Raw genomic sequence first — 22778 nt, 5'->3', positions numbered from 1 at the left:
CACCTGCGGGAAGTCCATCAACCGACCAGTCGGTATGCTGTGGCACGTGAAGGAAGAACCGGTACGCAGGAGGCTGCTGAGCGAGGCGACCCGGCTGTTCGCGGAGCGGGGCTTCGAGGGCGCGTCCGTGCAGGAGATCGTCGTGGCCGCCGGCGTCACCAAGGGCGCCATGTACCACTATTTCGACTCCAAAGATGATCTGCTGCACGAGATCTACGCGCGTGTGCTGCGCATGCAGATGGAGCGCCTGACCCACATCGCCGACGGCCCCGGGACGGTCGCCGAGCGGCTGCACGCGGCGGCGGCCGACGTCATCGAGACCACCACCGCGAACCTCGACGACTCCAAGATCTTCTTCCGCTCGATGCACCTGCTGGCGCCCGAGACCCGCAAGACCGTACGCGCCGAGCGCCGCCGCTACCACGAGCGCTTCCGCGACCTGGTGATCGAGGGCCAGCGCGAGGGGCTGTTCAGCGAACGCGTCCCGGCCGAGCTGGTCGTCGACTACTTCTTCGGCTCGGTGCACCACCTGGGCAGCTGGTTCCACACGGACGGACCACTCACCGGCGCCCAGGTGGGCAAGCACTTCGCCGACCTACTGCTGACCTCGCTCGGGGCCGGGCTCGCCGACGAGTGAGGCCGGCGCCGGCACGTCGGCCAGTGATGCCAGCGCCTCCCGGTGGTCGCCGGGCGTGCCGAGCGCCGTCTCTGTGGCCTTGGCACGCTTGAGGTAGAGGTGCAGGGGATGCTCCCAGGTCATCCCGATCCCGCCGTGCAGCTGGAGGGCCTCCTCAGCCGCGTGTACGGCCACACCCGCGTTCCACGCCTGGGCCACGGCGACCGTCACGGCCGAATCGTCACTCGCCGCGGCCCGCGCGGCGGCCCGCGCCCTGACCACGTCGAGCCAGAGATCGGCCAGCCGATGCTTGATCGCCTGGAACGAGCCGATCGGGCGGGCGAACTGGTGGCGTTCCTTGACGTAGGCGAGCGTGGTGTCCAGGCACCACCCCGCCACCCCGAGCTGCTCGGAGGCGAGCAGCCCGGCGCCGGACCGCAGCACCTCGACCAGGTCGCACGGGCCCAGCGACCGGGCGGGCGACGCCGAGAAGGTGACCGTCGCGACCGGACGGGTCAGGTCCAGCGACGGTACGACCTGGACGGCGGCGTCGGCGGCCTCGACCGCGTACAGCTCGCCGCCGACCGGCACCAGCAGCACGTCGGCCACCTCCGCCCCCGCGACCGCGGACACGGTTCCGGACAGCGTCCCGCCGTCCAGGCTCACCGACGAGCCCCGCCCCGGCCGGTACGGCGAGGCGGCGAACGACACCACCAGGGCCGCGGTCGTCCGCCCCTCGGCCAGCCCGCCCAGCAGGTCGGCCGAGCCCGTCGCCAGCAGCGCCTGGGTGGCCAGCACGGCGCTGGTGAAGAACGGCACCGGCGCGACACCCCGGCCGAGCTCCTCCAGCACGACGGCGGCCTCACGGGCCGACGCGCCCGCCCCGCCGTACTGCTCGGGAATGAGCAGGCCCGCCACCCCGATCTCCCCCGCGAGCGTCTTCCACAGGTCGAGGTCGTAGGGGTCGGACTCCACCCGCTTGAGCACCGCGGCGGGCGGACAGCGGTCGGCGAGCAGCCCGCGCACGGCGGCGCGCAGCTCCTCCTCGACCTCCGAGTACAGCAGGGTCATCGTGGCAGGTCCTTCCAAGGGACGTCCTTGTCGACGCGGGGTTCTGAGGGCAGGCCGAGCACCCGTTCGGAGATGATGTTGCGCAGGATCTCCGAGGTGCCGCCCTCGATCGAGTTGCCCTTGGCACGCAGGTAGCGGTAGCCGGCGCCACGCCCGTAGAAGTCGAGGTCCTCCGATCGGCGGAAGGTCCAGTCGTCGTAGCCGAGGTCCCGCCTGAGCTCGATGTCGAGGCCGGACAGCTCCTGGTTCAGCTTGGCGAACGACAGCTTCATGCCCGACCCCTCAGGACCGGGGTGCCCGGCGACGAGCTGTTCGCGCAGGCGTACTCCGGACAGGCGAGTCACCTCCGCCTCGACCCACAGCGACAGCAGCCGCTGGTGCAGGTCGTGGGTGCGCAGCTCGGGGTGCTCGCGCCAGGTGTCGAGCACCGGCCCGATCATGCCGCCGCCGCGCCGTACGGGAGCGCCGCCGATCGCCACGCGCTCGTTCATCAGCGTGGTCTGGGCGACCCGCCAGCCGTCGCCGACCTCACCGAGCCGCAGGTCGTCGGAGAGCCGCACGCCGGTCAGGAAGACCTCGTTGAACTCGGCCTCCCCCGTGATCTGCCGCAGCGGGCGCACCTCGACGCCCGGCGCGTGCATGTCGCAGATGAAGTACGTCATGCCGCGGTGCTTGGGCACGTCCGGGTCGGTACGGGTGACGAGGATCGCCCACCGGGCGTGGTGCGCGCCTGAGGTCCAGACCTTCTGGCCGTCGACGACCCACTCGTCGCCGTCCCTGACCGCCCTCGTGGCCAGCGTCGCCAGATCGGACCCGGCGCCCGGCTCGCTGAAGAGCTGGCACCAGATCTCCTCGCCCGTCCATAGGGGCCGCAGGAAACGGCGCCGCTGCTCCTCGGTGCCGAACGCCAGGACCGTCGGCGCCGCCATGCCCAGGCCGATGCCCTGCACGCCGGTGTTGAGCTGCGGCGTGTCGGCGAGCTCGCGCTCGACGACCTGCTGCAGGTCCCGCGACACGCCCAGGCCGCCGAGCCCTTCGGGGAACCACACCCACGCCAGCCCGGCGTCGAACCTGGCCCGCAGGAACTCCAGCCGGTTCTTCGGATCATTGGCGCCGAGGAGCGCGTCGACGCGCTCCTTGATCTCCGCCTCGTTCACATGTACCTCTTCAGTTCGCGGTAGGCGAGTGAGCGCTTGTGCACCTCGTCGGGGCCGTCGGCCAGGCGCAGCGACCTGGCTCCCGCCCAGAGCCCCGCCAGGGGGAAGTCCTGCGAGACGCCGCCCGCGCCGTGCACCTGGATCGCCTTGTCCAGGATCCATTCCACGGCGATCGGGGTCGAGATCTTGATGGCCTGGATCTCGGTGTGGGCGCCCTGGTTGCCGACGGTGTCCATGAGCCAGGCCGTCTTGAGCACGAGCAGCCGCAGCTGCTCGATCCGGATGCGGGACTCGGCGATCCACTCCTGGATCACGCCCTGCTGGGCGATGGGCTTGCCGAACGTCGTACGCGCCAGCGCCCGGCGGCACATCAGCTCGACGGCGCGCTCGGCCATGCCGATCAGCCGCATGCAGTGGTGGATGCGGCCCGGCCCGAGCCTGGCCTGGGCGATCGCGAAGCCGCCGCCCTCCTCGCCGATCAGGTTGTCGACCGGCACCCTTACGTCCTCGAAGACGATCTCGGCGTGGCCGCCGTGGTCGGCGTCGCTGTAGCCGAAGACGTGCATGCCGCGCTTGATCTGCATCCCGGGCGTGTCACGCGGCACCAGGACCATGCTCTGCTGGCGGTGCTTGGGCGCGTCGGGGTTGGTCTTGCCCATGAGGATGAAGATCTTGCAGTCGGGGTTCATCGCGCCGGAGATGAACCACTTGCGGCCGTTGATGACGTACTCGTTGCCGTCGCGGGCGATGGAGGTGGCGATGTTCGTGGCGTCGGAGGAGGCCACGTCGGGCTCGGTCATCGCGAACGCCGAGCGGATCTGCCCGTCGAGCAGCGGCTGCAGCCACTCCTTGCGCTGCCACTCGTTGCCGAACATGGAGAGGACCTCCATGTTGCCGGTGTCGGGCGCGGCGCAGTTGGTGGCCACCGGGGCGAGGTTGGGGCTGCGGCCCATGATCTCGGCCAGCGGCGCGTACTGCAGGTTCGTCAGCCCCGCGCCGTGCTCTCCCGGCAGGAACAGGTTCCACAGGCCGCGCTTCCTGGCCTCGTCCTTGAGGTCGGCGACGAGCGGCGGGGAGCTCCATCCGCTGGTCGCGGCCTGCTCCTCGAAGGCGGCTTCGGCCGGATAGACGCATTCGTCCATGAAGAGCAGCAGGCGCTCACGCAGGTCCTCGGTGACACTGTCGAAGGCGAAGTCCATACCCCGGAGCCTACCGACCGGCCGGTATGAGTGTCGACAGGTGGTCGCCGGGAAACCGGCTCAGGTGGCCGTAAAGGTGATCCGGATCTTCTTTTAGGGTGACCGCTATGACCGCGAACCTGCCCTCCCCTGTGGTGCTCGAGAACGACGTCGTCCGCCTTGAGCCGTTGACGATGGAGCACATTCCCGACCTGTTCCTGGCCGGCGGCGGGGATGAGGAGGTCTGGCGCTGGATGCCCGCCAAGCCGCCGCAGGCCGAGTCGGAGCTGGCGGGGCTCGCTCAGGGCCTCATCTCGGACGACAAGCACATCCCGTTCGCGGTCGTGCTCCGGTCGTCGGGGCTGGCCGTCGGCTGGACCACGTACGGCGACGTGCCCGGGTTCGAGAAGAGCATCGAGATCGGCTGGACCTGGTACGGCCGGACGGTCTGGCGTACCGCTGTCAACACCGCCTGCAAGGTGTTGCTCATCGACCATGCTTTCGACAAGCTGGGCTAAAACCGCGTCTTGCTCAAGACGGACGTCCTCAACCTACGTTCGCAGAACGCCATCAAGCGCATCGGCGGTGTGCACGAGGGGACGCTGCGCCGCCAGCGCAGGAGGCCGGACGGCACCTGGCGCGACACGGTCTATTTCGGCATCCTCGAAGAGGAGTGGCCGGACCACCGAGCTCGCCTGATCCGTTAGCCGAAAGGGCCGCATGACTGACCGGCTGGGGGGCTACTGGTTAGGCTCCCGGCTCGGCGGTGCCGTCCATGACGCCTACGACGAGTCGGGCACTCGATATGCGCTCACCCGCCTCCCCGCGCGACCCCAGGGCCCCGTCAAGGCGGCCTTACAGGTCCGGTCGCTGTGCGTCGCGCGGGTGGTGGACGCCTGTCTCGACGGGGACGCGCCGTATCTGGTCAGCGAGTACGTGCCCGGGCCGACGCTGGCGGAGGTGGTCGGGCGGCGGGGGCCGTACGGCGGGGACGACCTGTACCGGCTGGCGGCGGCCACGGCGACGGCGCTGGCGGCGATCCACGAGGCCGGGGCGGTGCACGGAGGGCTCACGCCGGACCGGGTCGTCCTGGGGGCCGAGGGGCCGCGGCTCGTCGGGCTCGGGACCGCGACCGACGGGAGTGGGCCGCCAGGGGATGTGCGGGATTGGGGCAGGCTGCTGGTGTTCGCGGCGTACGGCCCCGCACCACCGGACGGGCTGGACCCGTCGCCGGGCCAGCCCCCCGGCCTGCCCGCTCAGCCCGCTCAGCCCGACCAGTCCGTACAACCCGTCCCGCCCGGCCAGCCCGTCCCGCCCGGCCAGCCCGCTCAAGTGGGCCGGCCTGGGCGGCCCGAGCGGCTGCTCGATCGGTTCGATCGGCCGCTTCGGGAGCTCGTGCTGGCGGCGCTGCGCCGGGATCCGGACCGGCGGCCGAGCGCGCACCAGCTGTTGCTGTCCCTGCTCGACGTGCCGCAGTCGCAGCAGGGGCGCCTGCTCCCTCCCGAGCCGGTGGACGACCCCCCACTGGGCACGCGGGCGGAACGCCTCTACCTCCAGCTCAGCCGGGCGGACCAGGATCTGGTGCCCGAGGTGTTCCTACGTCTGGTCGGCATGGCGGCCGACGGCACCGACACCCGCCGTCGCGCCACCCGTACCGAGCTGGTCACCGGCCGCCCTCCGGAACAGGCCGCCATGGACCGGGTCCTCAGGGCGTACACGGAAGCGGGGCTGATCGACCAGAGCGACACCGACACGGGCGGCGTGGGCATCGACCGGAGCGGCACCGACGCGGATGGGGTGGGCATCGACCGGAGCGGCACCGACGCGGGCGGCCTGGTCATCGCCCAGGCGGCGCTCCTGCGGGCCTGGCCGCGCCTGCACGAGTGGCTGGACGCCGAACGCGACGGCCTCGCCGTACACCGCGACCTGACCAAGGCGGCGCGGCGGTGGGAGGCTGGCGGCCGGCGGGAGAGCGATCTGTTCCAGGATGACGACCTGGACCGGGCGCTGGCGTGGGCGGCGAGCGGGCGGCGGCGCGTGACGCTGAGCGCCGCCGAGCAGGCGTTCCTGGACGGCGGACGCGCGCTGGTACGCGGGCGAGCCCGCGGTCGGCGGCGGGCCATGGCGGCCTTGGCGTCGGTGACGCTCGTGGCGGTCCTGGCGGCGGTCGTCGTCGCCGTCTGGCGCGAGGGCAGCGCCGACGGGCGGCTGGACCAGGCGATGGCGAGGGTGGCGGCGTCCAGGGCGCGGGCAATGCGGGCGGCCGATCCGGTGACGGCGCGCCGGCTGAGTCTGGCCGCGTGGCGCCTGGCCCCGGTCGCGGAGGCCCGTGCCGCGCTGGCGGACTCGGCGGCCGATCCGGCGGTGGACGTGTTCGCCGACCCCTACGGCGGTCCGCACTCGCTCGACGCCCTCAGCGACGACGGCACCCGGCTGGCCGCGCTGACCGACGGGACGATCCGGGTGTACGACCCCCTTTCCCGCAGGCAGCTGGCCATGACCGCCGGTCCCGCCCAGAGCGTGCGGGCGCTGGCCTGGTCCCCCGACGGCCGGACACTGGCGCTCGTCGGCGTCGACCGGTCCTACCTGTGGGACACGACTTCGGGCGCGGGCGTGGGACGGCCCTTCGGCCGGGGGCTGGGCGCGCCGGGACAGCAGGCGGCCTGGTTCAGTCCGGGGGGCGGGCTGCTGTTCGCCGCGGCCCGTCAGTCGGGCGAGCGATGGGCCTGGAACCTGCGGACCGGCCGGGCCGCGTTCGTCGGCCGGTACGCGGTGGTGGGGCCGCGTGACAAGGTGGCGCTGGTATTCGCGGGAACGCGTTCGGAGGTGGTCCGCCTGTCCGGCCGTGGCGCCCGTACGCCGGCGCCCTGGCTGGATCGGATGCCGTGGGAGTACACGGTGTTCAGTCCCGAGGGTGAACGGGTGGCGATCGCCGAGGAGACCGGGGTGCAGATCTACACGCTGGACGGCGTGCCCGTGCTCCCGGTGCGGCTCCGGCCCTCTCCCGGCAGCCTCACCTTCAGCGCCGACGGCCAGCTCCTGGCCAGCACTGACAGCGACCGCGTGCGGGTCTGGCGGGTCTCGGACGGCACCCGTCTCACGGACCGTCAGGTCCCGGCGGCCGGCGCCGACCGTCCCGTCCAGGCCGCTCTCGCGCCGGGCGGACGCTGGCTGCGCGTACTGGCCGGCCACGGCACGGTCGTCACCATCGACCTCGCCCACGCGACCCCGCCCCCGGATCCGGCCGGGTCGGCGGCGTCGATCTGCGGCCGGTACGGAGGGCTGTCCCGGACCGATTGGGACCGTTATCTGGCAGAGGTGCCGTATCGACCGGTGTGCTAGCTCGGGGTCAGCTCTGAGGTGGTGGTCAATGAACGAGATCCTCGGGTGGCGTCCACCCCGACAGGCTGGGAGTGGTCAGGGGCCAGTCGCCCGAGTGTGATCGTTCCCCCGATGGTGAGTGCGGCCGCCAGTATGGCCGGGACCGCCGTGGACGGGCTGGTCGGCAGTGGTTCGCCGAGGAGGATCGCGCCCGCGAGCACCGAGGTGATCGGGTCCACGACCTGTACGCCCGCGTACGCGATGCCGAAGTAGCCCACCGCGTAAGAGCGTTGCAGCATCACGACCGCGCCGACCAGCAGCACAGGTATGACGAGTGTGAACCAGTGCAACAGCCTGCCCCAGTCCCCGTTCATGCCACCGCCGACCGCCCGGACGAACGTTGACACGCTCGCCGTCACGGCGCCGGCGCCCACGGACAGGACGAGAGCCTTGCCTGGCCCGCGCAGCCTGTTGGCGAACAGTTCGGCGGCGAGCACGATCAGGCCGATCACGACGATGAAACCGATCGCGGCCCCGCTGCCGAGACTCGGTCTGACGTTGTGCGCCGGGACCAGCACCATGAGCCAGAGCAATCCGACGGCCACCGCGATGGAGCCGAGGATCTCCGCCTTGTACGGGCGGCGACCGTACATCAGCGCGGCGAGCGGCACCGCGAACACCAGAGTGGCCACACTGATCGGTTGTACGGCGACCAGCGGCGCGAGGCTCAGCGCCACGGCGTGCAGGGACGCGCCGACGAAGCCGATGACCCCGCCGATCCACCAGCGAGGGCGCTTCACCAGTCTGAGGGAGGCGCCCTCCGCCACGGCTTCGTACTGTTGCAGCGCCGCGCCGAACGCGTATCCGAGTGCCCCGGCCAGCGCGATCACGAGACCGACCCAGGTCATCGGCGCCCGCGCAGGGACATGGATCCTTCCAAGAGCATTGCACCAGCTTATGAGGGAAGCTAAGTGCTTGAATCATCCTTTTGGCCAGACATCCCTCATCACGGACGTACCGCCGCACCAGTCCGGTCCATCACCCCAGCCACACGGCGGGACGACGGGACGTGTCAGGATTTTTCAGGACTTCTCGGGGCAGACACAGAACGCGTGCCCCTCCGGGTCCTGCATCACGATCCACCCGACCTTCCCGTCCGTGACCCCGGGCTGGAAAGCGGGCTTCGTCGCCCCCAGGGCGATGTACTCCTCCACCGCCCGCTCCACATCCGGCACCCGGAAGTCGAGATGGAACTGCTTGTCCGAGCTGGGCCACTCGACCGGCTTGCGGTCGGCGACGCGGCCGAAGTAGATGTTCGTCGTCCCGTCGCCCACCGCGGCGTATTCGTCCTCGGAGTATTGGATGTCCAGCCCGGTCACCTGGTGCCAGAACTCGGCCAGCCTCTTGGGCTCGGCACAGTCGATGGTGAAGGCGATGAGCTTCGCGTGAGTTGTCATGATGGAAGGTTCGCAGCCATACCTGCCATCTTTTGTCAGGTACGCCTAGCCGCGACGAGTGGCCGATGTCACACGCTTGAGGATCCTGTCCCACTCCGTACCGAACGGGTTGTCCTGCACCAAATAGGTCCAGGTCGCGGTGGGGCGCTTGAGATCGGGCTCTGGTGCCTCGAACGATTCGACCGAGCGGCGTTCGACCTCCGACAGCAGTGACTTGTACTCCGCCACGGCCTCCCGGTGGAACTCGTCGATCGGGTTCATCCGGCCCAGCGCCCGCAGGTGGATGCCCTCGCGCAGGTCGGTCAGGAACGCCAGGTGCTCGGTCCAGCAGCGGTCGATCGCGTGCAGCACGATCTGCCTGGCCGTCTCGTCGCGGGTGTCCTCCGGCAGCGCCTCCCAGCGTTCGGGGTCGGCCTCGGCCAGCGCCTTGGCCGCCGAGTCGCCGTGCAGGACCTTGTCGCGCCACTCCAGGATGAGCTCGCGCTGGTGCTCCAGCAGGCGGGTGTAGCGCCACGTGTTGCGGTGGATCTCCAGGTTCACGCCCTCGGCGACCCGCTGGGCGTGGGCCACGAGGTAGGGGCCGCGGCGGTGGCGTACGAGGCCGTCGGCGTCGGCCGCGGGCGGGCGCTCGTCGGGGACGAACTGGGTGATGAGATCGTCCTGCATGCTGACGAAGAACACCGAGGCGCCGGGATCGCCCTGACGGCCCGCGCGACCGCGCAACTGGTCGTCCAGGCGGCTGCTCGCGTGGCGGCCCGAGCCGATCACGTACAGGCCGCCCAGCTCGGCCACGCCGTCGCCGAGCCGGATGTCGGTGCCGCGGCCGGCCATCTGCGTGGAGACGGTGATGGCGTCGCGTTCGCCGGCCTTGGCGATGATCGCGGCCTCTTCGGCGTCGTTCTTGGCGTTGAGCACGACGGGCTCCAGGCCGCGCCGCTGCAGGAGCTTGGCCAGGTTCTCCGACTCGGCCACGTCCAGCGTGCCGATGAGGATGGGCCGGCCGGTGGCGTGCGCCTCCTGGATCTCCTCGACCAGCGCGGCGTCCTTGTCCGGAACGGTGGGATAGATGCGGTCCGGCTCGTCCTTCCTGACGCACGGCCGGTTGGGCGGGATCACCGCGACCTTGAGGCCGTAGAACTCGCCGAGCTGCTCGCTGACGGCGACCGCCGTGCCCGTCATGCCGGAAATCTGCGGATAACGCCGGATCAGGCCCTGGACGGTGATCGAGTCGAGGATCTCGCCCTTCTCGCTGGGCGGCAGCGTCTCCTTGGCCTCCACGGCCGCCTGCAGGCCGTCGGGCCAGCGCTGGAGCACGGCCACCCGGCCGCGTGAGGGGTTGATGAGCTGGACCTTGCCGTCGCGCACGATGTAGTCGACGTCGCGGGTGAGCAGGGCGTGGGCGTGCAGGGCCAGGTTGAGCTCGATCAGCGTGCCGGGCTCGTTCTCGTCGTACAGCTCGACGTCCAGCATGCCCTCGACGCTGTCGGCGCCCTTGGTCGTCAGGTAGACGTTGCGCGCCTGGTCGTCGATCTCGTAGTGGTAGCCCCGGATCAGCTGCCTGACCAGCGCGGCCATCTCGGGCACCGCACTGCCCTCGTCGGCCGCCCCCGCCATGACCAGCGGCACCCGCGCCTCGTCCACGAGCACCGAGTCGGCCTCGTCGACCAGCGCCACCTCGGGCGCGGGCACGATGATCTCCGCCGCGTCGGTGCGCAGCCGGTCGCGCAGCACGTCGAAGCCCATCTCGCTGACGGGTCCGTACGTCACGTCCTGCGCGTAGGCCGCGCGCCGCTCGTCGGGCGTGGAGTTCTGGTCGATCCAGCCCACCGAGACGCCCATGGCCTCGTAGAACGGCGCCATCCACTCGGCGTCGCGCCTGGCCAGGTAGTCGTTGACGGACATCACGTGCACGCGCTTGCCCTGCAGCGCGTAGCCGGCCGCGGCCATCGCCCCCGACAACGTCTTGCCCTCACCGGTCGCCATCTCGGCGATCTGCCCGTCGAGGAGGGCGAGCGTGCCCAGAAGCTGCACGTCGTACGGCCTGAGCCCGAGCGTCCGGTCGGCCGCCTCCCGCGCTACAGCGCAGAACTCCGCCAGATCATCCATTTTCGGCCTGGGCAACTCTTCGAGCGCGCTGACGCGTTCGGCTCGTTCGCCCGCCGCCTTGACGATCTTTTTGTACGGGCTGAGGTTCACCCCGCCCGGACGATCCAGGAGGTTTCTCACTATTCCGGAAATCGACGCCACAATCCCTCCAACGCATGCTTTGTCAGCGCCGTTCCCATTTAGTGTCAAGTGCGCTCTATCGGGAGCGGAGCGACGGTACGGCAAGCATCGCCGTACCGGACCCTAACTCATAGGACGGCCGCAATCGCCACTCCGCTCCGCGACCACTAATCCTTCTCTGTAGTACGCCCTGCTTGAACGGCCGGAACGACCACCGCCGCCAGCAGCAACGCGCATCCGCACCATGCCATGGGCGTGAGCCGCTCACCGAACAGCACCACGCCGAGCACGGCCGCGCCAACCGCCTCGCCGAGCGAGATGATGGAGACGGTCGTGGCGTTGAGCGTGGTCAGGGCGCGGAAGAACAGCCCGTACGCGAGCGCGGTCGGCACGGCGCCCAGGTAGAGCAGCAGGGCGACAGGGGTCGCCCCGCCCGTCGGCAGCACTCCGTCGACCAGGGCGAACGGGGCCAGGCAAGCGGCCGCGACGGCGAACCCGCCCATGGCCGTGCGCTGGGGGTCGTCGCGGTGGTGGCGCGAATAGACGGTCACACCGGCGTACCCTGCGGCGGACACCAGAGCGAGCACGATCCCGGCCGCCCGCCCACCGCCGACACTCCCGGAGAGGACGGCGCTCACCCCGGAGAGGGTGCTCTGCCCGATGAGGGCGCTCTCCCCGGTGAAGGCGCTCTCACCGGTGAGGAGGAGCAGCCCGCCCAGCGCCGCAGCCAGCGCGGCGAGCGAGGTGCGGGTGATGCGCTCCCCCAGGAGGTAGCGGCCGCCCAGAGCGGTGAACACCGGCGTGGCACCCATCGTGACCACCGTGGCGATGGCCACGCCGGACTGGGCGATCGCGCCGAAGTAGGCCGTCTGATAGACGGCCATCCCGACCCCGACGACCAGAAGCCGCCGGTCGAAACGCGCCCACTGCAGGAAAGGCCGACGCCCGCCGACATCACCCGGCCGAACAACGACCGGCCGAACGATGGCCGGCCGAACGGCGGCTCGCCGGACGGCGGTCGCGGTGAGGCGGGTGGTGACGTACAGGAAGGCAGCGCCCAGAAGGTAGCGCCAGAACGAGACGTCGACGGGGCCGAGCCCGCCCGACTGGAAGAGCAGGGAACCGGCGGCGCCGCCGGTGCCCCAGGCGGTCGCGGCCACGGACATGAAGAAGGCGCCCCGCCGCGCGGAGACATGGGACATGACTGATCTCTCCGGATGGAGTGGTGGAAGTGGGCCCGGCGCGCGGGCAGCAGCCACCCCCAGATCTGGTCAGATCCGGAAAAATCGGGAAAAGCCGCCCGCTACTCGGCGGGCGGAGGGGAACAGATCAGTCGACGCGGCACGACGCCCACTCTAGCGCCGACAATCCGTCACGATTCAGCCAGGTTCCCGGACGTCGGAGGCCAGCGCACGGACGTCAGCCAGGCTTCCGACAGCTGAGGCGGGTTTGCGGGCCACGCCGCCCAGCAGGAGCGCCTCCCACGTGGCCAACGGCCCCGGCAACCGCTCGTCCGGCCGCCACTCCGGGAAGTGCACCACCCCGGGCTCCTCCAGCACCAGCCCGTCGAAGAAGCGCTCGACCTCTTCCCGCGACCGGAAGTAGCCCGTCCCCATCGTCGCGTGCAGCATGGCTTCCAGCGCCTGGGCCTGCGGGCTGACCGAGGCCAGCATGTTGGAGGCCGCCAGGTAGCTCCCCGGCGCCAGCGCGTCCATGTATCGCTTGACCAGCCCGTGCGGATCGTCCCTGTCGGGGAACAGGTGCAGCAGCCCGATCGCCATCAGCCCGACGGGCTGCGAGAGGTCGATGAGCCGCGTCAGCCTCGGATGCCGCAGCACGGCCGCCGCGTCCCTGGCGTCCTCGGTGATCGCCAGCGCGTTCTCGTTCCCGTTCAGGATCGCCCGCGCGTGCGGCTCGACCATGGGGTCGGAGTCGACGTACACGACCCGCACGGAGGGGTCGGCGAACTGGGCGACCTCGTGGGTGTTCTCGATCGTGGGCAGCCCGGACCCCAGGTCGATGATCTGCCGGATCCCGGCCTCACGGACGAAGAAGTCGACGACCCGGCCGACGAAGGCGCGGTCGCACCAGACGAGGTTCACCACCTCGGGCACCGCCTCTTTCAGGCGGCGGGCGATGGCCCGGTCGGCGGCGAAGTTCTCGGTGCCGCCCAGGAGGGCGTCGTGCACCCGCGCGACGCTCGGCGTGGTGCTGTCCACGCCGGGAGGCGCCCACTCGGACCCGAGAGTCACCTGTCCCCTTTCGCCTCATCTGTGACGCGGATGTTATCCGCTAGCTGGCCATTCCGAAACTGCTGGCCACCTTGGTGGGCTGCCGCCGGGGAGCCATCAGACGCTTGAGCGCGGGGGCCAGCGGCCGTTCGACGAAGCGGTGCACGGCGTAGGCCGCCGCGCCCATCACCGCGATGAGCACGAAGAGCAGAACGTACTTGTCGACCGCGCCGCCGATCCTGTTGAACACGATGCCCGTCGAGTTCGTACAGCCGATTCTTCATGTGATTCGCCCCCTTCGTCATGAGGAGGGTCGCCCGGCCGCCTTGACGGCTCATTGACAGCCGCTATACGAGAGCGCGGTGTTTAGCGGCCATAGACGGGGTAGCGGAGGGCCTGCCCGAGAAAAGACGAAAGACGGAGAGAGGATGAGCCATGGAGCTCTGGGACTATCAGCCTGACGTCTACAATCGCGGCCAGAGTCTGGACCTCGTGGGTTACCACGTCCAGGCGACGGACGGGAAAATCGGGTCCGTCGATGAGGCCACGTACGAGGTCGGCGAGAGCTACATCATCGTCGACACCGGTCCGTGGATCTTCGGCAAGAAGGTGATGCTCCCTGCCAAGGTCGTCACACGTATCGACCCGCAGGAGCGCAACGTCTACGTCTCGCGTACCAAGGCCGAGATCAAGGACGCGCCCGAGTTCGACGAGGGCAGCTTCAAGGAGCCCGAGTACAGGACGCGGCTGGGTGACTACTACGGCCGCTTCCCGCACTAAGCTCCGCGCACAAGACGAGAGCCGCGCCCGACCCCGGGCGCGGCTCTCGCCGTCTCACGACCGCCAGTGCGGCATATGGTCACGGCCAGTGCGGGTCTCCGTTCGCCTTCACCGGCGCTTCCAGCACGCCCAGGCGTTCGAGCAGCGTGATGAACGTCGTGGCGTACGGCGATCCGGCGACCACGGCGGCCGCCCGGGGCCAGTCGACCTGCTCGCGCAGGGCCCGCACCTGGGGCAGCAGCGCCCCGTAGTCGCAGGCGTGCTCCGACAGCGGCAACAGCCACGAGATCACCAGGTCGGTCGCCTCCAGCACGGGCACGATGACCGCCGACGCCGTCATCGGCTCGGCCCGGTCGAGGAGCTCGTCAGTGATCGCCTGGTCGGACACCCGGAAGATCAGATCGACCAGCCGGTCCTCGTCGAATGCCTTGACCAGCCAGTCCTCCGGCGGTTTGGCGGTCTTGAAGCCGATCCCCCGCAGAGCCTCCAACGCGGCCGGCACGTCATGCTCGGTCAGTACGAAATCAACGTCGTGCAGCGAAGGAGCCGCACCTCTGGCATAGGCCGCACAGCCGCCCGCCAGGGCGAATTTCACCCCCGCGTCCTTCAATCCGGAACTCGCGCGCTTGAGTGTGTCGAGGATGGCATCAGTGACCGCATGACTATGGCTGCCCATGGGATCGGGCTACCCGGACGATCGACAAGTAGGCGTTACCCCGACCGGCGGAGTAGAGCGGGAGGCCGAGGGTAGCGCCTGCCCCTATGACCGACTTCCTGGAGCAGACAGAACGGGACTACGAAGGCGAGCACGACCGGCCACTCGGCACGTACGCACGGATCATGGCCGTCTACGGCGGCGCGGTGGCGACGGCGGTGGCGGCCGCCGCGCTCACCGGGCGGCGGCCGCCCGAGCGCGTCGGGTTCATGGACGTGGCGCTGATGGCCGCCTGCACGCACAAGGTGGCGCGGCTGATCGCCAAGGATCCGGTGACCAGCCCGATACGGGCGCCCTTCACCCGCTACGAGGGCGTGAGCGGGCCCGCCGAACTACAGGAGACGCCCCGCAACACGATCGGCGAACTGCTCGGCTGCCCGTTCTGCATCGCCCAGTGGGCGGCGACGGTGTACGCGGCCGGGATGGTCTTCGCGCCCCGGTTCACCCGGCTGGCGGGTGCGACGATGACCGCGGTGGCCGTCGCGGACTGGCTCCAGTTGGGCTACGCCAAGCTCATCAAGGCGACCGATTAACGAGCCCCTTCGCAGGCCAAGAAAATGGCTCATACACCTTTCTACCTGGTGGTTCGGAGAAAAGCATGTTAAAGGCCGATGGCTGAGGGCAGAGGCGGTTCATGGCTACTTTGCTCTGGATCATCGCCGTCATACTCGTCATCTCCGGGATCTATGTGATCCTGGCCCGGCGCGACCTTCTCTGGGGAATCGTACTCATCGTACTCGGCTTCCTGGTGGGTCCCGGCGGTGTCAGCATCTTCAATGTGTAAGGGGCTTGACGCCCCGTCACACCGTCCCTTCCACTGGGCCGGTCTCCGAGTCCGGCTCAGTGGACTGTCCACTCTTTGCTGAAATATCGCAACGTATGCACCTCTTTCTCGCCCTCTGGTAGGGAATGGGAAGGATGTGAGCAATTACCCGCCGTTCGGCGGCCGCTACGACTGTGGCGCGGCGGCCGCCGGGATTCGCGAGCTGCTGACGCGGCTGCGTCGCCGGATGCGTAACGAGGCGATCGTCGACGAGGCCACCGCCCGGCTGGCGATACGGCTGAACATCAGGCCCGCGGAAGCGGCCGACGAGCTGTCACGGATGGCGCACGACAGTGGGATCTCGCTCGTCGAGGTCGCCATGGGGGTCGATCGGCCGCCCGACAAGCCCGTCGAGCCACCGAAGCTGCCCGGCTGGGTCACCGGAGTCCTCGAAAGCGTGCACGTCCCGGCCTGTTTCCTCACCCCCGTGCGCGATGCCACGGGCCGCGTCGTGGACTTCCTGATCGCCGCCGCCAACCAGCAGGCCGGCGAGCCGGCCGGTCGGACGCCCGAGGAGCTGCGCGGGCGCCGCCTCATCGAGACCAGCCCCGGCGCGGCAAACTCGGGGCTGTTCGACGACCTCCTGCAGGTCCTGGAGACCGGTGAGACGCTGCACCGGGGGCCGCTGGAGTTCGTCGAGGCGCGGGACCACCTGCTCTGGCCGGCCACGATGACCGTCCGCGCGGTGCGTATGGACAACGGGCTGCTGGTCACCTGGCGCGCGCTGGACGATGAGGAAGTGCTGGTCGCCGGCTGGGAGCGGGCGCAGCGGCTGGCCGAGCTGGGCTGGGGCGAATGGAACCTGGCCACCGAGCGGACGCTGTGGACGCCGCAGATGTACGAGATGTTCGGCAGGGAACACGGCGAGGGCCCGATGCCCCTGGAGGAACTGCCCCTCGTGGTGGTGCCCGAGGACCTGTCCATCGTGGACGACCAGTTGCGCACCCTCCTGGAGCACAGCGAGGCGGTCGAGACGGAGTTCCGCATCCATCACCGGCACGGGCTGCGGCATCTCAGCGTGGTCAGCGAGCCGGTGCTCGACACCGACGGGCTGCCCGTCAAGGTGCGCTTCCTCGTCCAGGACGTGACCAAGAACCGCCGCAGGGAGCGGGCCCTGGCCGTGGCCCACGCGCAGGCCTCCCGGCAGCGGGAGCGGGCCGAGGAGGAGCACCGCGTCACCGTCCAACTCCAGAACACGATCCTGCCGGTACGCCGGGGGCTGATGCAGCTGCCCGGCCTGTCCATCGGGGTGCGCTACCTGCCCGGTGAGGAGCTGGCCCGGCTGGGCGGCGACTGGTTCAAGGCCCATCCCATCCCCGACGGCAGGGTGCTGCTGGCGATCGGCGACGCGATGGGCCACGGTCTGGCGGCGGCGAGCCTCATGCTGCAGATGCGCTCGGCGCTGGCCGGCCTGGCCTACACGCACGCGCCCGCCAACCAGCTCACTACCTGGCTGAACGACCTGCTCGTCCACTCCAACGAGGGTGTGACCGTCACCGGCACCGCGATCATCGGCCACTTCGACCCCGCGGACCGCACGCTGACCTGGACGAACGCCGGCCATCCGCCGCCGGTCCTGGTCAGGAACGGCCGCGCCGAGCTGCTCGAAGGCGTGCCCGGCACCATGCTGGGCGCCTTCGAGGCCGCCCAGTACGGCCTGGCCACCACGCGGCTGGAGGCCGACGACACCCTGGTGCTCTACACCGACGGCGTCATCGAACGGAGAAGCCAGGACCTCGACGCCGGGATCGCCGCCCTCGCCCAGGCCGGGAGCCAGTGCGTCGGCGACGACCCGGAGAAGATGATCGACTGCGTGCTGTCGCACCTGGGCGGCCGGGCCTCGGACGACGACGTCTGCATCGTCGCCGCCCGCATCCTGTGATCAGTCGATCGGTCAGTCGCAGTCGTCGAGGCAGTAGACCCCGTACGCCCTGCCGAGCACCGGCAGGGCCACGTTGCGGACCCTGATCCCGCCCGGTGTCATGCCCTTCTCGGTGCCCTTGTGCGCGTGCCCGTGCACGAAAAGGTCCGCCCCGGCGGTGTCGACCGCCTCGGCCAGCAGGTAGCTACCGAGAAACGGGTAGATCTCGGGCGGCTCGCCCTCCAGCGTCTCCTTGATCGGCGAGTAGTGCGACAGCACCAGGCGATGATCGGCCTGAACCTCCTTCAGCGCCACCTTCCACGCCTCGGCGATGTGCCGGGTGTGCGCCACGAAGTTCTTGATCTCCCGCTCGCCGAACTCGCTCGCGCTCTTGCCCGCGAACCCGCCGCCGAAGCCCTTGCCGCCGACCACGCCCAGCTTCGCCTCGCCGCACTGGAGCACGGCGCCGTCGTCGTCGAGCACCGTCACCCCGGCGTCGCGGAGCTCCGAAGCGATCTCGTACTGCTGGTCGGAGTGGTAGTCGTGGTTGCCAAGCACGGCGACGACGGTGACGGGCAGGTCGCGGAACTCGTCGGCGACCACCCGGCCCTCCGCCAGCGTGCCGTGGCGGGTCAGGTCGCCCGCCAGCATCAGCACGTCGGCGCGCTCCTCGATGCCCTCCAGATGTTTCCGGTAGTGGCCCCGGCTGTCCTCGCCCAGGTGAACATCCCCCACGGCCGCTATACGCAGGTCAGTCAAGGTGCTCATCCTCTCCGGGCTCGATGATTTCCACGATCTTGATCTCGTTGTGCAGGTGGAGGGCCGGCGCCGTCTCGTGGGCCACCGCCCCGAGCCGTTCGCGCTGTTCGGCGCCGTCCACCTGGCCGCGCAGGAACAGCTGATCGCCTCTGATGTCGACCCGGATGCCGAGCTCGTGCGTGCGCGCATCCTCGGCCAGCGCCCGCTGGACCCTGGCCGCGACGTACTGCGGAGCTTCCATCGCAACTTCCTCCTTCTCCAGACGCCGCATGCCCAGCGGGAAACCGCTCAAACGGCGCGTACCAGGCCGATGACCGCCCGTTCCACCGGGCCACGCGTGGCCAGCTGGCCGAAGCCGGCGTCGGCGCCGAGCTCGGTCAGCGCTCCCGCGATCGTCTTGCCCCGGTCGTACGCCTTGATCACCCGCGGGTCGACGTAGGATTCGCGAGCGACCGTGGGGGTGTTGCCTAGATACTCGGCCACCTCCTTCATCACCCGCGTGATCGCCCGTTTGCCGGTCCCGGCGTGGATGGAGACCGCCAGCCCCACGGCGGCCAGCACGGTCGCGTGCCAGGTGCGGAAGTCCTTCGCGGTCACCTCGTAGCCGATCGTCTCGCGCAGGTAGTCGTTGATGTCCTCGCTGCGTACGTCGGCCCAGCCGCCGTTGTGCCGGTAACGCAGCAGCTCGCCCTCGGCCCTGAGCCTCTTGAGCGATCTGATCACCGCGCACGCCCCCGGGTCGGCCACCTCGATCTCGCGGGCGATGTCGCCCTTGGCGGGGTACGAGCAGGTGATCACGCCCTTGCCGCAGGACACGTGCTCCATCTTGAGCGTCGCCAGGCCGTAGGAGTCATAGCTCTCGCCGCCGACCCGGAAGAAGCCCACGTCGAGCAGCCGCGCGGCGGCGGCGAGCACCCGCTGCCTGGTCAGCCCGCGCCCGGAGAGCTGCTTCTCGACGCTCTCGCGGAAGGCCGGCAGTCGCTCGGCCAGCTCCAGCACCCGGTCGAACTTCTCCCGGTCCTGCTGCTCGCGCCAGTCGTCGTGGTAGCGGTACTGCCTGCGCCCGGCGGCGTCGGTACCGACCGCCTGGAGGTGCCCGTCCGGCGAGGCGCAGATCCACACGTCGGTCCACGCCGGCGGGATGGCCAGCGCCCTGATCCGGCTCAGCGTCCCGGCGTCGCGCACCGCGCCGCCGCCGGGCCGGTGGTAGCTGAACCCGCGACCGCGCCGGCGGCGCGCGATCCCCGGCTCGTTCTGGTCACTCGGCCGTAGTTCAGGCACGCCAGCGCGGCTACCCGCGACGTTACGCGGCAAACGGCAGGGGCAGGTGGCCCATATGCCTGAGAACAACGGTTGGGAAGAGAGCCGGGATGAGCGATCCCACGCGATGGTCCCCGCGACACCGCGCGATGTGGCGCACATCAGGGTGGGCTCCTTCATCTTGATGTTCCTGTTCGCGTTCGCCGTGCTCGGCGTCATCGCCAGGGCCCCGGTGATGACGGGCATCGCGGTCGTGGCGGCGATCGCCACGGTCATTGACATGGTGCTGGCCGTCCGGCGGCAGCACCGCGGTAGATCAGGAGAGGCGGGTTGACCTTCATGGCGCCACAGAGTGCCGAGAATCTGACCACCAAGACGGAAATCACCGACGACCTGCGTGGCCGCGTGGTCGTGGTGACGGGCGCGAGCGGCGGCGTGGGCCGCGCCGTGGTGCGCGAACTCGGGGCGAAAGGCGCCAAGGTGGCGCTGATCGCCCGCGGGACGACCGGCCTGGGCGCCGCTGCCGTGGACGTCGCCGTCGCGGGCGGGAGCGGGCAGGTCTATGAGGCGGACGTGGCCGAGTACGACCAGGTACGTCAGGCGGCCGAGCGCATCGAGGCGGAGATCGGCCCGATCGACGTGTGGATCAACGTGGCGTTCTCCTCGGTGTTCGCCAGGTTCTCCGACGTCTCCCCGGAGGAGTTCGAGCGGACGACCAGGGTCACCTACCTCGGCTACGTCTGGGGCACGCGGGTGGCGCTCGATCTGATGCGGCCCCGCAACAGGGGCGTCATCGTCCAGACCGGCTCGGCCCTGTCGTATCGGGGGATCCCGCTGCAGTCGGCGTACTGCGGGGCCAAGCACGCGATCAAGGGCTTCACCGAGTCGGTACGGGTCGAGCTCCTGGCGGCCCGCAGCAACGTCAAGATCACCATGGTGCAGCTGCCGGCGGTCAACACACCCCAGTTCGACTGGGTGCTCAGCAAGCTGCGCCGCCACCCGCAGCCGGTGCCGCCGATCTACCAACCCGAGGTCGCGGCCCACGGCATCGTGTACGCCGCCGAGCATCCAGAGCGCAAGGAGTACTGGGTCGGCGCCACGACCGCGGCCACCCTGCTCGCGCAGCGGATCGCGCCCGCCCTGGTGGACCGCTACCTGGCGCGGACCGGCGTGGACTCCCAAGTGACGGACGAGAAGCCGCCCAGCGGCGCGGCCAACCTCTGGCAGCCCGTGGACGACGACCGCGACTACGGCGCGCACGGCAGCTTCGACAAGCGCTCGCACGCCCGCAGCCCGCAGCTCTGGCTGTCGCAGCACCGGCGCGCGGTGCTCCTCACCCTGGCCGCCGCCGCGACGGCGACCGGCCTCGCGGTCCTCGGCCGGGGCGGCAGACCGGGGCGTTGAGGCCCGCGGTCCTCGGCCGGGGCGGCAGACCGGGGCGTTAAGGCAGCCCGATGGGGTAGGCGGCGGGGCAACCACGAGGAGGGACCTGATGCCTGATCGCGATCTGCATTTCCTGTCCGAACTCGCCGCGCAGTTGCGTGTGGACTCCGTACGCGCTTCGGCCGCCGCCGGCTCCGGCCATCCGACGTCGTCGATGTCGGCGGCCGACCTGATGGCGGTGCTGTTCGCCTGTCATTTGCGCTACGACTTCCAGAATCCCGGCAACCCCGCCAACGACCATCTCATCTTCTCCAAGGGTCACGCCTCCCCGCTGCTCTACTCGCTGTACAAGGCCGTGGGCGCGATCACCGACGAGGAGCTGCTGTCGTTCAGGAAGCGCGGCAGCCGTATGGAGGGCCATCCGACGCCCAAGCTGCCCTGGGTGGACGTCGCCACCGGCTCGCTCGGGCAGGGGTTGCCCATCGGGGTGGGGGTGGCGACGGCCGGGCGGCTGGAGCGCCTGCCGTACCAGGTGTGGGTGCTCTGCGGTGACAGCGAGCTGGCCGAGGGGTCCATTTGGGAGGCCGCCGAGCAGGCGGGTGCCGAGGGACTGGCAAACCTGACGTTGCTCGTGGACATCAACCGGCTTGGCCAGCGCGGCCCGACCCGGCATGGCTGGGACACCGGCGCGTACGCCCGCAGGTTCGGGGCGTTCGGCTGGCACACGATCGAGATCGACGGGCACGACCCAGGACAGATCGACTTCGCGCTGAACGACGCCTGCAACACCCGCCGGCGGCCGACCGTGATCCTCGCCAAGACGCGCAAGGGCGAGGGCGTCCTGGAGGTGGAGAACCGCGAGGGCGCCCACGGCAAGGCGCTCAAGGACCCGGACAAGGCCATCAGCGAGCTGGGCGGCGTGCGGGACGTGCGAGTCGAGGTGCGGCCGCCCGAGCCCAACGGTGAGCCGTTCCGCTTCCACAACGGGGACCTGGCGCTGCCCGCGTACAAGACCGGCGATGAGGTCGCCACCAGGGACGGGTTCGGCGCGGCGCTGGTCGCGCTGGGCGCGGCCCGTGGCGAGGTGGTCGTCGTCGACGGCGAGGTGGCCGACTCGACCAGGACCGAGGACTTCGCCAAGGAGTTCCCCGAGCGCTTCATCGAGTGCTACATCGCCGAGCAGCAGCTCGTCGCGATGGCGATCGGCCTGCAGGTGCGCGGCTGGATCCCCTACGCCGCCACCTTCGCGGCCTTCCTGACCAGGGCGTACGACTTCATCAGGATGGCCGGGGTGAGCCACGCGTCGATCAGGCTGGTCGGCTCGCACTCCGGCGTGTCCATCGGCGAGGACGGCCCGTCGCAGATGGGGCTGGAGGATCTGGCCATGATGCGCGCGGTGTACGGCAGCACGGTGCTCTACCCGTGCGACGCCAACCAGGCCGCCGCGCTGACGGCCGCGATGGCCGACATCTCAGGGGTGTCGTACCTGCGTACCACCCGTGGCGACCTGCCGGTGATCTACGAGCCGGGCGAGCGCTTCCCCGTGGGCGGCTCGTCCGTGCTGCGGCAGTCGGCGGCGGATCGGGCCACGATCGTGGCGGCCGGGATCACCGTGCACGAAGCGCTCGCGGCGGCCGACGAGCTGAGCCGCGAGGGGATCCCCGTGGGCGTGCTCGACATGTACTCGATCAAGCCGATCGACACGGCCGCGCTGATGGAGGCGGCCACCACCACCGGCACCCTCATCACGGTGGAGGACCACCGGCCGGAGGGCGGGCTGGGTGACGCCGTGCAGGACGCCGTCAGCGAGCTCGGGCCGCGCGTGGTGAAGCTGGCGGTACGGGAGCTGCCCGGGTCGGCGACGCCGCAGGAACAGCTGGCAGACGCCCGCATAGACCGCCACGCGATAGCCGAGGCGGTCAAGCGGGTGCTGTGAGAGG

At 70.3% G+C, this 22778-nt stretch carries 24 protein-coding genes; 11 read left to right on the top strand and 13 right to left on the bottom strand.

Annotated features, from left to right (window positions below):
* Positions 1-46: 46 nt before the first annotated feature.
* Positions 47-637 carry a TetR/AcrR family transcriptional regulator gene (locus AB0J16_RS17335; RefSeq protein WP_358539993.1) on the top strand — a complete coding sequence of 197 codons (591 nt, stop codon included), beginning with the start codon at positions 47-49 and terminating at the stop codon, positions 635-637.
* On the opposite strand, the gene AB0J16_RS17330 is transcribed toward AB0J16_RS17335, so the two are convergent.
* Genes AB0J16_RS17330 through AB0J16_RS17320 form a run of 3 tightly spaced genes read right to left on the bottom strand, consistent with a single transcriptional unit; the run spans position 596 to position 4043 of the window.
* The gene (locus AB0J16_RS17330; protein ID WP_358539990.1) at positions 596-1687 is read right to left on the bottom strand and encodes an acyl-CoA dehydrogenase family protein; all 1092 of its coding nucleotides are present in this window, start codon (positions 1685-1687) and stop codon (positions 596-598) included. The two genes, AB0J16_RS17335 and AB0J16_RS17330, sit on opposite strands and share 42 nt — an antisense overlap.
* Entirely contained in the window at positions 1684-2844 is a 1161-nt protein-coding gene (locus AB0J16_RS17325) for an acyl-CoA dehydrogenase family protein (protein ID WP_357950716.1), read from the bottom strand. Before AB0J16_RS17325 ends, AB0J16_RS17330 begins: the two co-directional genes overlap by 4 nt.
* A complete protein-coding gene (locus AB0J16_RS17320; RefSeq protein ID WP_358539987.1) occupies positions 2841-4043 on the bottom strand; it encodes an acyl-CoA dehydrogenase family protein in 1203 nt (400 codons plus the stop codon). The genes AB0J16_RS17325 and AB0J16_RS17320 overlap by 4 nt, the downstream gene beginning before the upstream one ends.
* A 107-nt stretch (positions 4044-4150) precedes the next feature.
* Here AB0J16_RS17320 and AB0J16_RS17315 point away from each other — a divergent pair, with 107 nt between their 5' ends.
* Genes AB0J16_RS17315 through AB0J16_RS17305 form a run of 3 tightly spaced genes read left to right on the top strand, consistent with a single transcriptional unit; the run spans position 4151 to position 7364 of the window.
* Positions 4151-4540 (top strand): GNAT family N-acetyltransferase, encoded by a 390-nt coding sequence (locus AB0J16_RS17315; RefSeq protein ID WP_358539984.1) that lies wholly within the window; start codon positions 4151-4153, stop codon positions 4538-4540.
* Between the two features lie 9 nt (positions 4541-4549).
* Positions 4550-4729 carry a GNAT family protein gene (locus tag AB0J16_RS17310; RefSeq protein ID WP_358539981.1) on the top strand — a complete coding sequence of 60 codons (180 nt, stop codon included), beginning with the start codon at positions 4550-4552 and terminating at the stop codon, positions 4727-4729.
* A 13-nt stretch (positions 4730-4742) separates the two neighbouring features.
* Complete coding sequence (locus tag AB0J16_RS17305) at positions 4743-7364, top strand: hypothetical protein (protein ID WP_358539978.1); 2622 nt, start codon at positions 4743-4745, stop codon at positions 7362-7364.
* On the opposite strand, the gene AB0J16_RS17300 is transcribed toward AB0J16_RS17305, so the two are convergent.
* From AB0J16_RS17300 to AB0J16_RS17275, 6 genes are all read right to left on the bottom strand, one after another.
* Positions 7361-8251: a hypothetical protein gene (locus tag AB0J16_RS17300; protein ID WP_358539975.1), complete on the bottom strand. Its 891-nt coding sequence runs from the start codon at positions 8249-8251 to the stop codon at positions 7361-7363. The genes AB0J16_RS17305 and AB0J16_RS17300 overlap by 4 nt on opposite strands.
* 174 nt (positions 8252-8425) lie before the next feature.
* A complete protein-coding gene (locus AB0J16_RS17295; protein WP_358539972.1) occupies positions 8426-8800 on the bottom strand; it encodes a VOC family protein in 375 nt (124 codons plus the stop codon).
* Positions 8801-8845: 45 nt separating this feature from the next.
* A complete protein-coding gene (gene secA2, locus AB0J16_RS17290) occupies positions 8846-11026 on the bottom strand; it encodes an accessory Sec system translocase SecA2 (RefSeq protein WP_358539969.1) in 2181 nt (726 codons plus the stop codon).
* 167 nt (positions 11027-11193) lie between these two features.
* Entirely contained in the window at positions 11194-12228 is a 1035-nt protein-coding gene (locus AB0J16_RS17285; RefSeq protein WP_358539966.1) for an EamA family transporter, read from the bottom strand.
* Between the two features lie 177 nt (positions 12229-12405).
* The gene (locus AB0J16_RS17280) at positions 12406-13278 is read right to left on the bottom strand and encodes an SAM-dependent methyltransferase (protein ID WP_358539963.1); all 873 of its coding nucleotides are present in this window, start codon (positions 13276-13278) and stop codon (positions 12406-12408) included.
* Positions 13279-13318: 40 nt separating this feature from the next.
* Positions 13319-13507, bottom strand: a complete 189-nt coding sequence (locus AB0J16_RS17275) for a hypothetical protein (protein WP_358539960.1) — start codon at positions 13505-13507, stop codon at positions 13319-13321.
* A gap of 185 nt (positions 13508-13692) precedes the next feature.
* On the opposite strand from AB0J16_RS17275, the gene AB0J16_RS17270 reads away from it, so the two are divergent.
* On the top strand, positions 13693-14037 hold the full coding sequence (locus tag AB0J16_RS17270) for a PRC-barrel domain containing protein (protein WP_225291879.1): 345 nt from the start codon (positions 13693-13695) through the stop codon (positions 14035-14037).
* Positions 14038-14116: 79 nt separating this feature from the next.
* Here the strand turns inward: AB0J16_RS17270 and AB0J16_RS17265 are convergent, their stop codons facing one another.
* Positions 14117-14713, bottom strand: coding sequence for a nucleotidyltransferase (locus AB0J16_RS17265; protein WP_358539957.1), 597 nt, complete (start codon positions 14711-14713; stop codon positions 14117-14119).
* Between the two features lie 86 nt (positions 14714-14799).
* Here AB0J16_RS17265 and AB0J16_RS17260 point away from each other — a divergent pair, with 86 nt between their 5' ends.
* The 3 genes from AB0J16_RS17260 (at position 14800) to AB0J16_RS17250 (ending at position 17457) form a co-directional block, all read left to right on the top strand.
* A complete protein-coding gene (locus tag AB0J16_RS17260) occupies positions 14800-15285 on the top strand; it encodes a DUF1360 domain-containing protein (protein WP_358539954.1) in 486 nt (161 codons plus the stop codon).
* Positions 15286-15386: 101 nt separating this feature from the next.
* The gene (locus AB0J16_RS17255; RefSeq protein WP_165959640.1) at positions 15387-15536 is read left to right on the top strand and encodes a GPGG-motif small membrane protein; all 150 of its coding nucleotides are present in this window, start codon (positions 15387-15389) and stop codon (positions 15534-15536) included.
* Positions 15537-15672: 136 nt separating this feature from the next.
* Entirely contained in the window at positions 15673-17457 is a 1785-nt protein-coding gene (locus tag AB0J16_RS17250; protein ID WP_358539951.1) for a SpoIIE family protein phosphatase, read from the top strand.
* A gap of 12 nt (positions 17458-17469) precedes the next feature.
* Here the strand turns inward: AB0J16_RS17250 and AB0J16_RS17245 are convergent, their stop codons facing one another.
* From AB0J16_RS17245 to AB0J16_RS17235, 3 genes are read right to left on the bottom strand one after another with little or no spacing between them, the layout of a single operon-like run.
* Positions 17470-18195, bottom strand: a complete 726-nt coding sequence (locus AB0J16_RS17245) for a metallophosphoesterase (protein ID WP_358539948.1) — start codon at positions 18193-18195, stop codon at positions 17470-17472.
* Complete coding sequence (locus AB0J16_RS17240) at positions 18188-18436, bottom strand: BON domain-containing protein (RefSeq protein WP_357950676.1); 249 nt, start codon at positions 18434-18436, stop codon at positions 18188-18190. The genes AB0J16_RS17245 and AB0J16_RS17240 overlap by 8 nt, the downstream gene beginning before the upstream one ends.
* Positions 18437-18483: 47 nt before the next feature.
* Positions 18484-19476 carry a DNA topoisomerase IB gene (locus AB0J16_RS17235; protein ID WP_358539945.1) on the bottom strand — a complete coding sequence of 331 codons (993 nt, stop codon included), beginning with the start codon at positions 19474-19476 and terminating at the stop codon, positions 18484-18486.
* 55 nt (positions 19477-19531) lie between these two features.
* Between AB0J16_RS17235 and AB0J16_RS17230 the strand changes: the two genes are divergently transcribed.
* The 3 genes from AB0J16_RS17230 (at position 19532) to AB0J16_RS17220 (ending at position 22774) form a co-directional block, all read left to right on the top strand.
* A complete protein-coding gene (locus AB0J16_RS17230) occupies positions 19532-19789 on the top strand; it encodes a hypothetical protein (protein WP_358539943.1) in 258 nt (85 codons plus the stop codon).
* A gap of 5 nt (positions 19790-19794) precedes the next feature.
* Positions 19795-20859 (top strand): SDR family oxidoreductase, encoded by a 1065-nt coding sequence (locus AB0J16_RS17225; RefSeq protein ID WP_358539940.1) that lies wholly within the window; start codon positions 19795-19797, stop codon positions 20857-20859.
* 88 nt (positions 20860-20947) lie between these two features.
* Positions 20948-22774 carry a transketolase gene (locus AB0J16_RS17220; RefSeq protein WP_358539937.1) on the top strand — a complete coding sequence of 609 codons (1827 nt, stop codon included), beginning with the start codon at positions 20948-20950 and terminating at the stop codon, positions 22772-22774.
* Positions 22775-22778 lie beyond the last annotated feature (4 nt).

It is taken from the genome of Nonomuraea sp. NPDC049750, assembly GCF_040659625.1.
Classification (GTDB): Bacteria; Actinomycetota; Actinomycetes; order Streptosporangiales; family Streptosporangiaceae; genus Nonomuraea.
The sequence above is the reverse complement of the archived record's forward strand: the minus strand, read 5'-3'. Positions and strand labels throughout refer to the sequence as shown.

Bases quoted from the DNA above. Each gene is read 5' to 3' on its own strand.
- AB0J16_RS17330 (WP_358539990.1), bottom strand. From the start codon at position 1,687: ATGACCCTGCTGTACTCGGAGGTCGAGGAGGAGCTGCGCGCCGCCGTG.
- AB0J16_RS17320 (WP_358539987.1), bottom strand. From the start codon at position 4,043: ATGGACTTCGCCTTCGACAGTGTCACCGAGGACCTGCGTGAGCGCCTG.
- AB0J16_RS17315 (WP_358539984.1), top strand. From the start codon at position 4,151: ATGACCGCGAACCTGCCCTCCCCTGTGGTGCTCGAGAACGACGTCGTC.
- AB0J16_RS17305 (WP_358539978.1), top strand. From the start codon at position 4,743: ATGACTGACCGGCTGGGGGGCTACTGGTTAGGCTCCCGGCTCGGCGGT.
- AB0J16_RS17300 (WP_358539975.1), bottom strand. From the start codon at position 8,251: ATGACCTGGGTCGGTCTCGTGATCGCGCTGGCCGGGGCACTCGGATAC.
- AB0J16_RS17295 (WP_358539972.1), bottom strand. From the start codon at position 8,800: ATGACAACTCACGCGAAGCTCATCGCCTTCACCATCGACTGTGCCGAG.
- AB0J16_RS17285 (WP_358539966.1), bottom strand. From the start codon at position 12,228: ATGTCCCATGTCTCCGCGCGGCGGGGCGCCTTCTTCATGTCCGTGGCC.
- AB0J16_RS17270 (WP_225291879.1), top strand. From the start codon at position 13,693: ATGGAGCTCTGGGACTATCAGCCTGACGTCTACAATCGCGGCCAGAGT.
- AB0J16_RS17265 (WP_358539957.1), bottom strand. From the start codon at position 14,713: ATGGGCAGCCATAGTCATGCGGTCACTGATGCCATCCTCGACACACTC.
- AB0J16_RS17260 (WP_358539954.1), top strand. From the start codon at position 14,800: ATGACCGACTTCCTGGAGCAGACAGAACGGGACTACGAAGGCGAGCAC.
- AB0J16_RS17255 (WP_165959640.1), top strand. From the start codon at position 15,387: ATGGCTACTTTGCTCTGGATCATCGCCGTCATACTCGTCATCTCCGGG.
- AB0J16_RS17240 (WP_357950676.1), bottom strand. From the start codon at position 18,436: ATGGAAGCTCCGCAGTACGTCGCGGCCAGGGTCCAGCGGGCGCTGGCC.
- AB0J16_RS17230 (WP_358539943.1), top strand. From the start codon at position 19,532: ATGCCTGAGAACAACGGTTGGGAAGAGAGCCGGGATGAGCGATCCCAC.
- AB0J16_RS17225 (WP_358539940.1), top strand. From the start codon at position 19,795: ATGGCGCCACAGAGTGCCGAGAATCTGACCACCAAGACGGAAATCACC.
- AB0J16_RS17220 (WP_358539937.1), top strand. From the start codon at position 20,948: ATGCCTGATCGCGATCTGCATTTCCTGTCCGAACTCGCCGCGCAGTTG.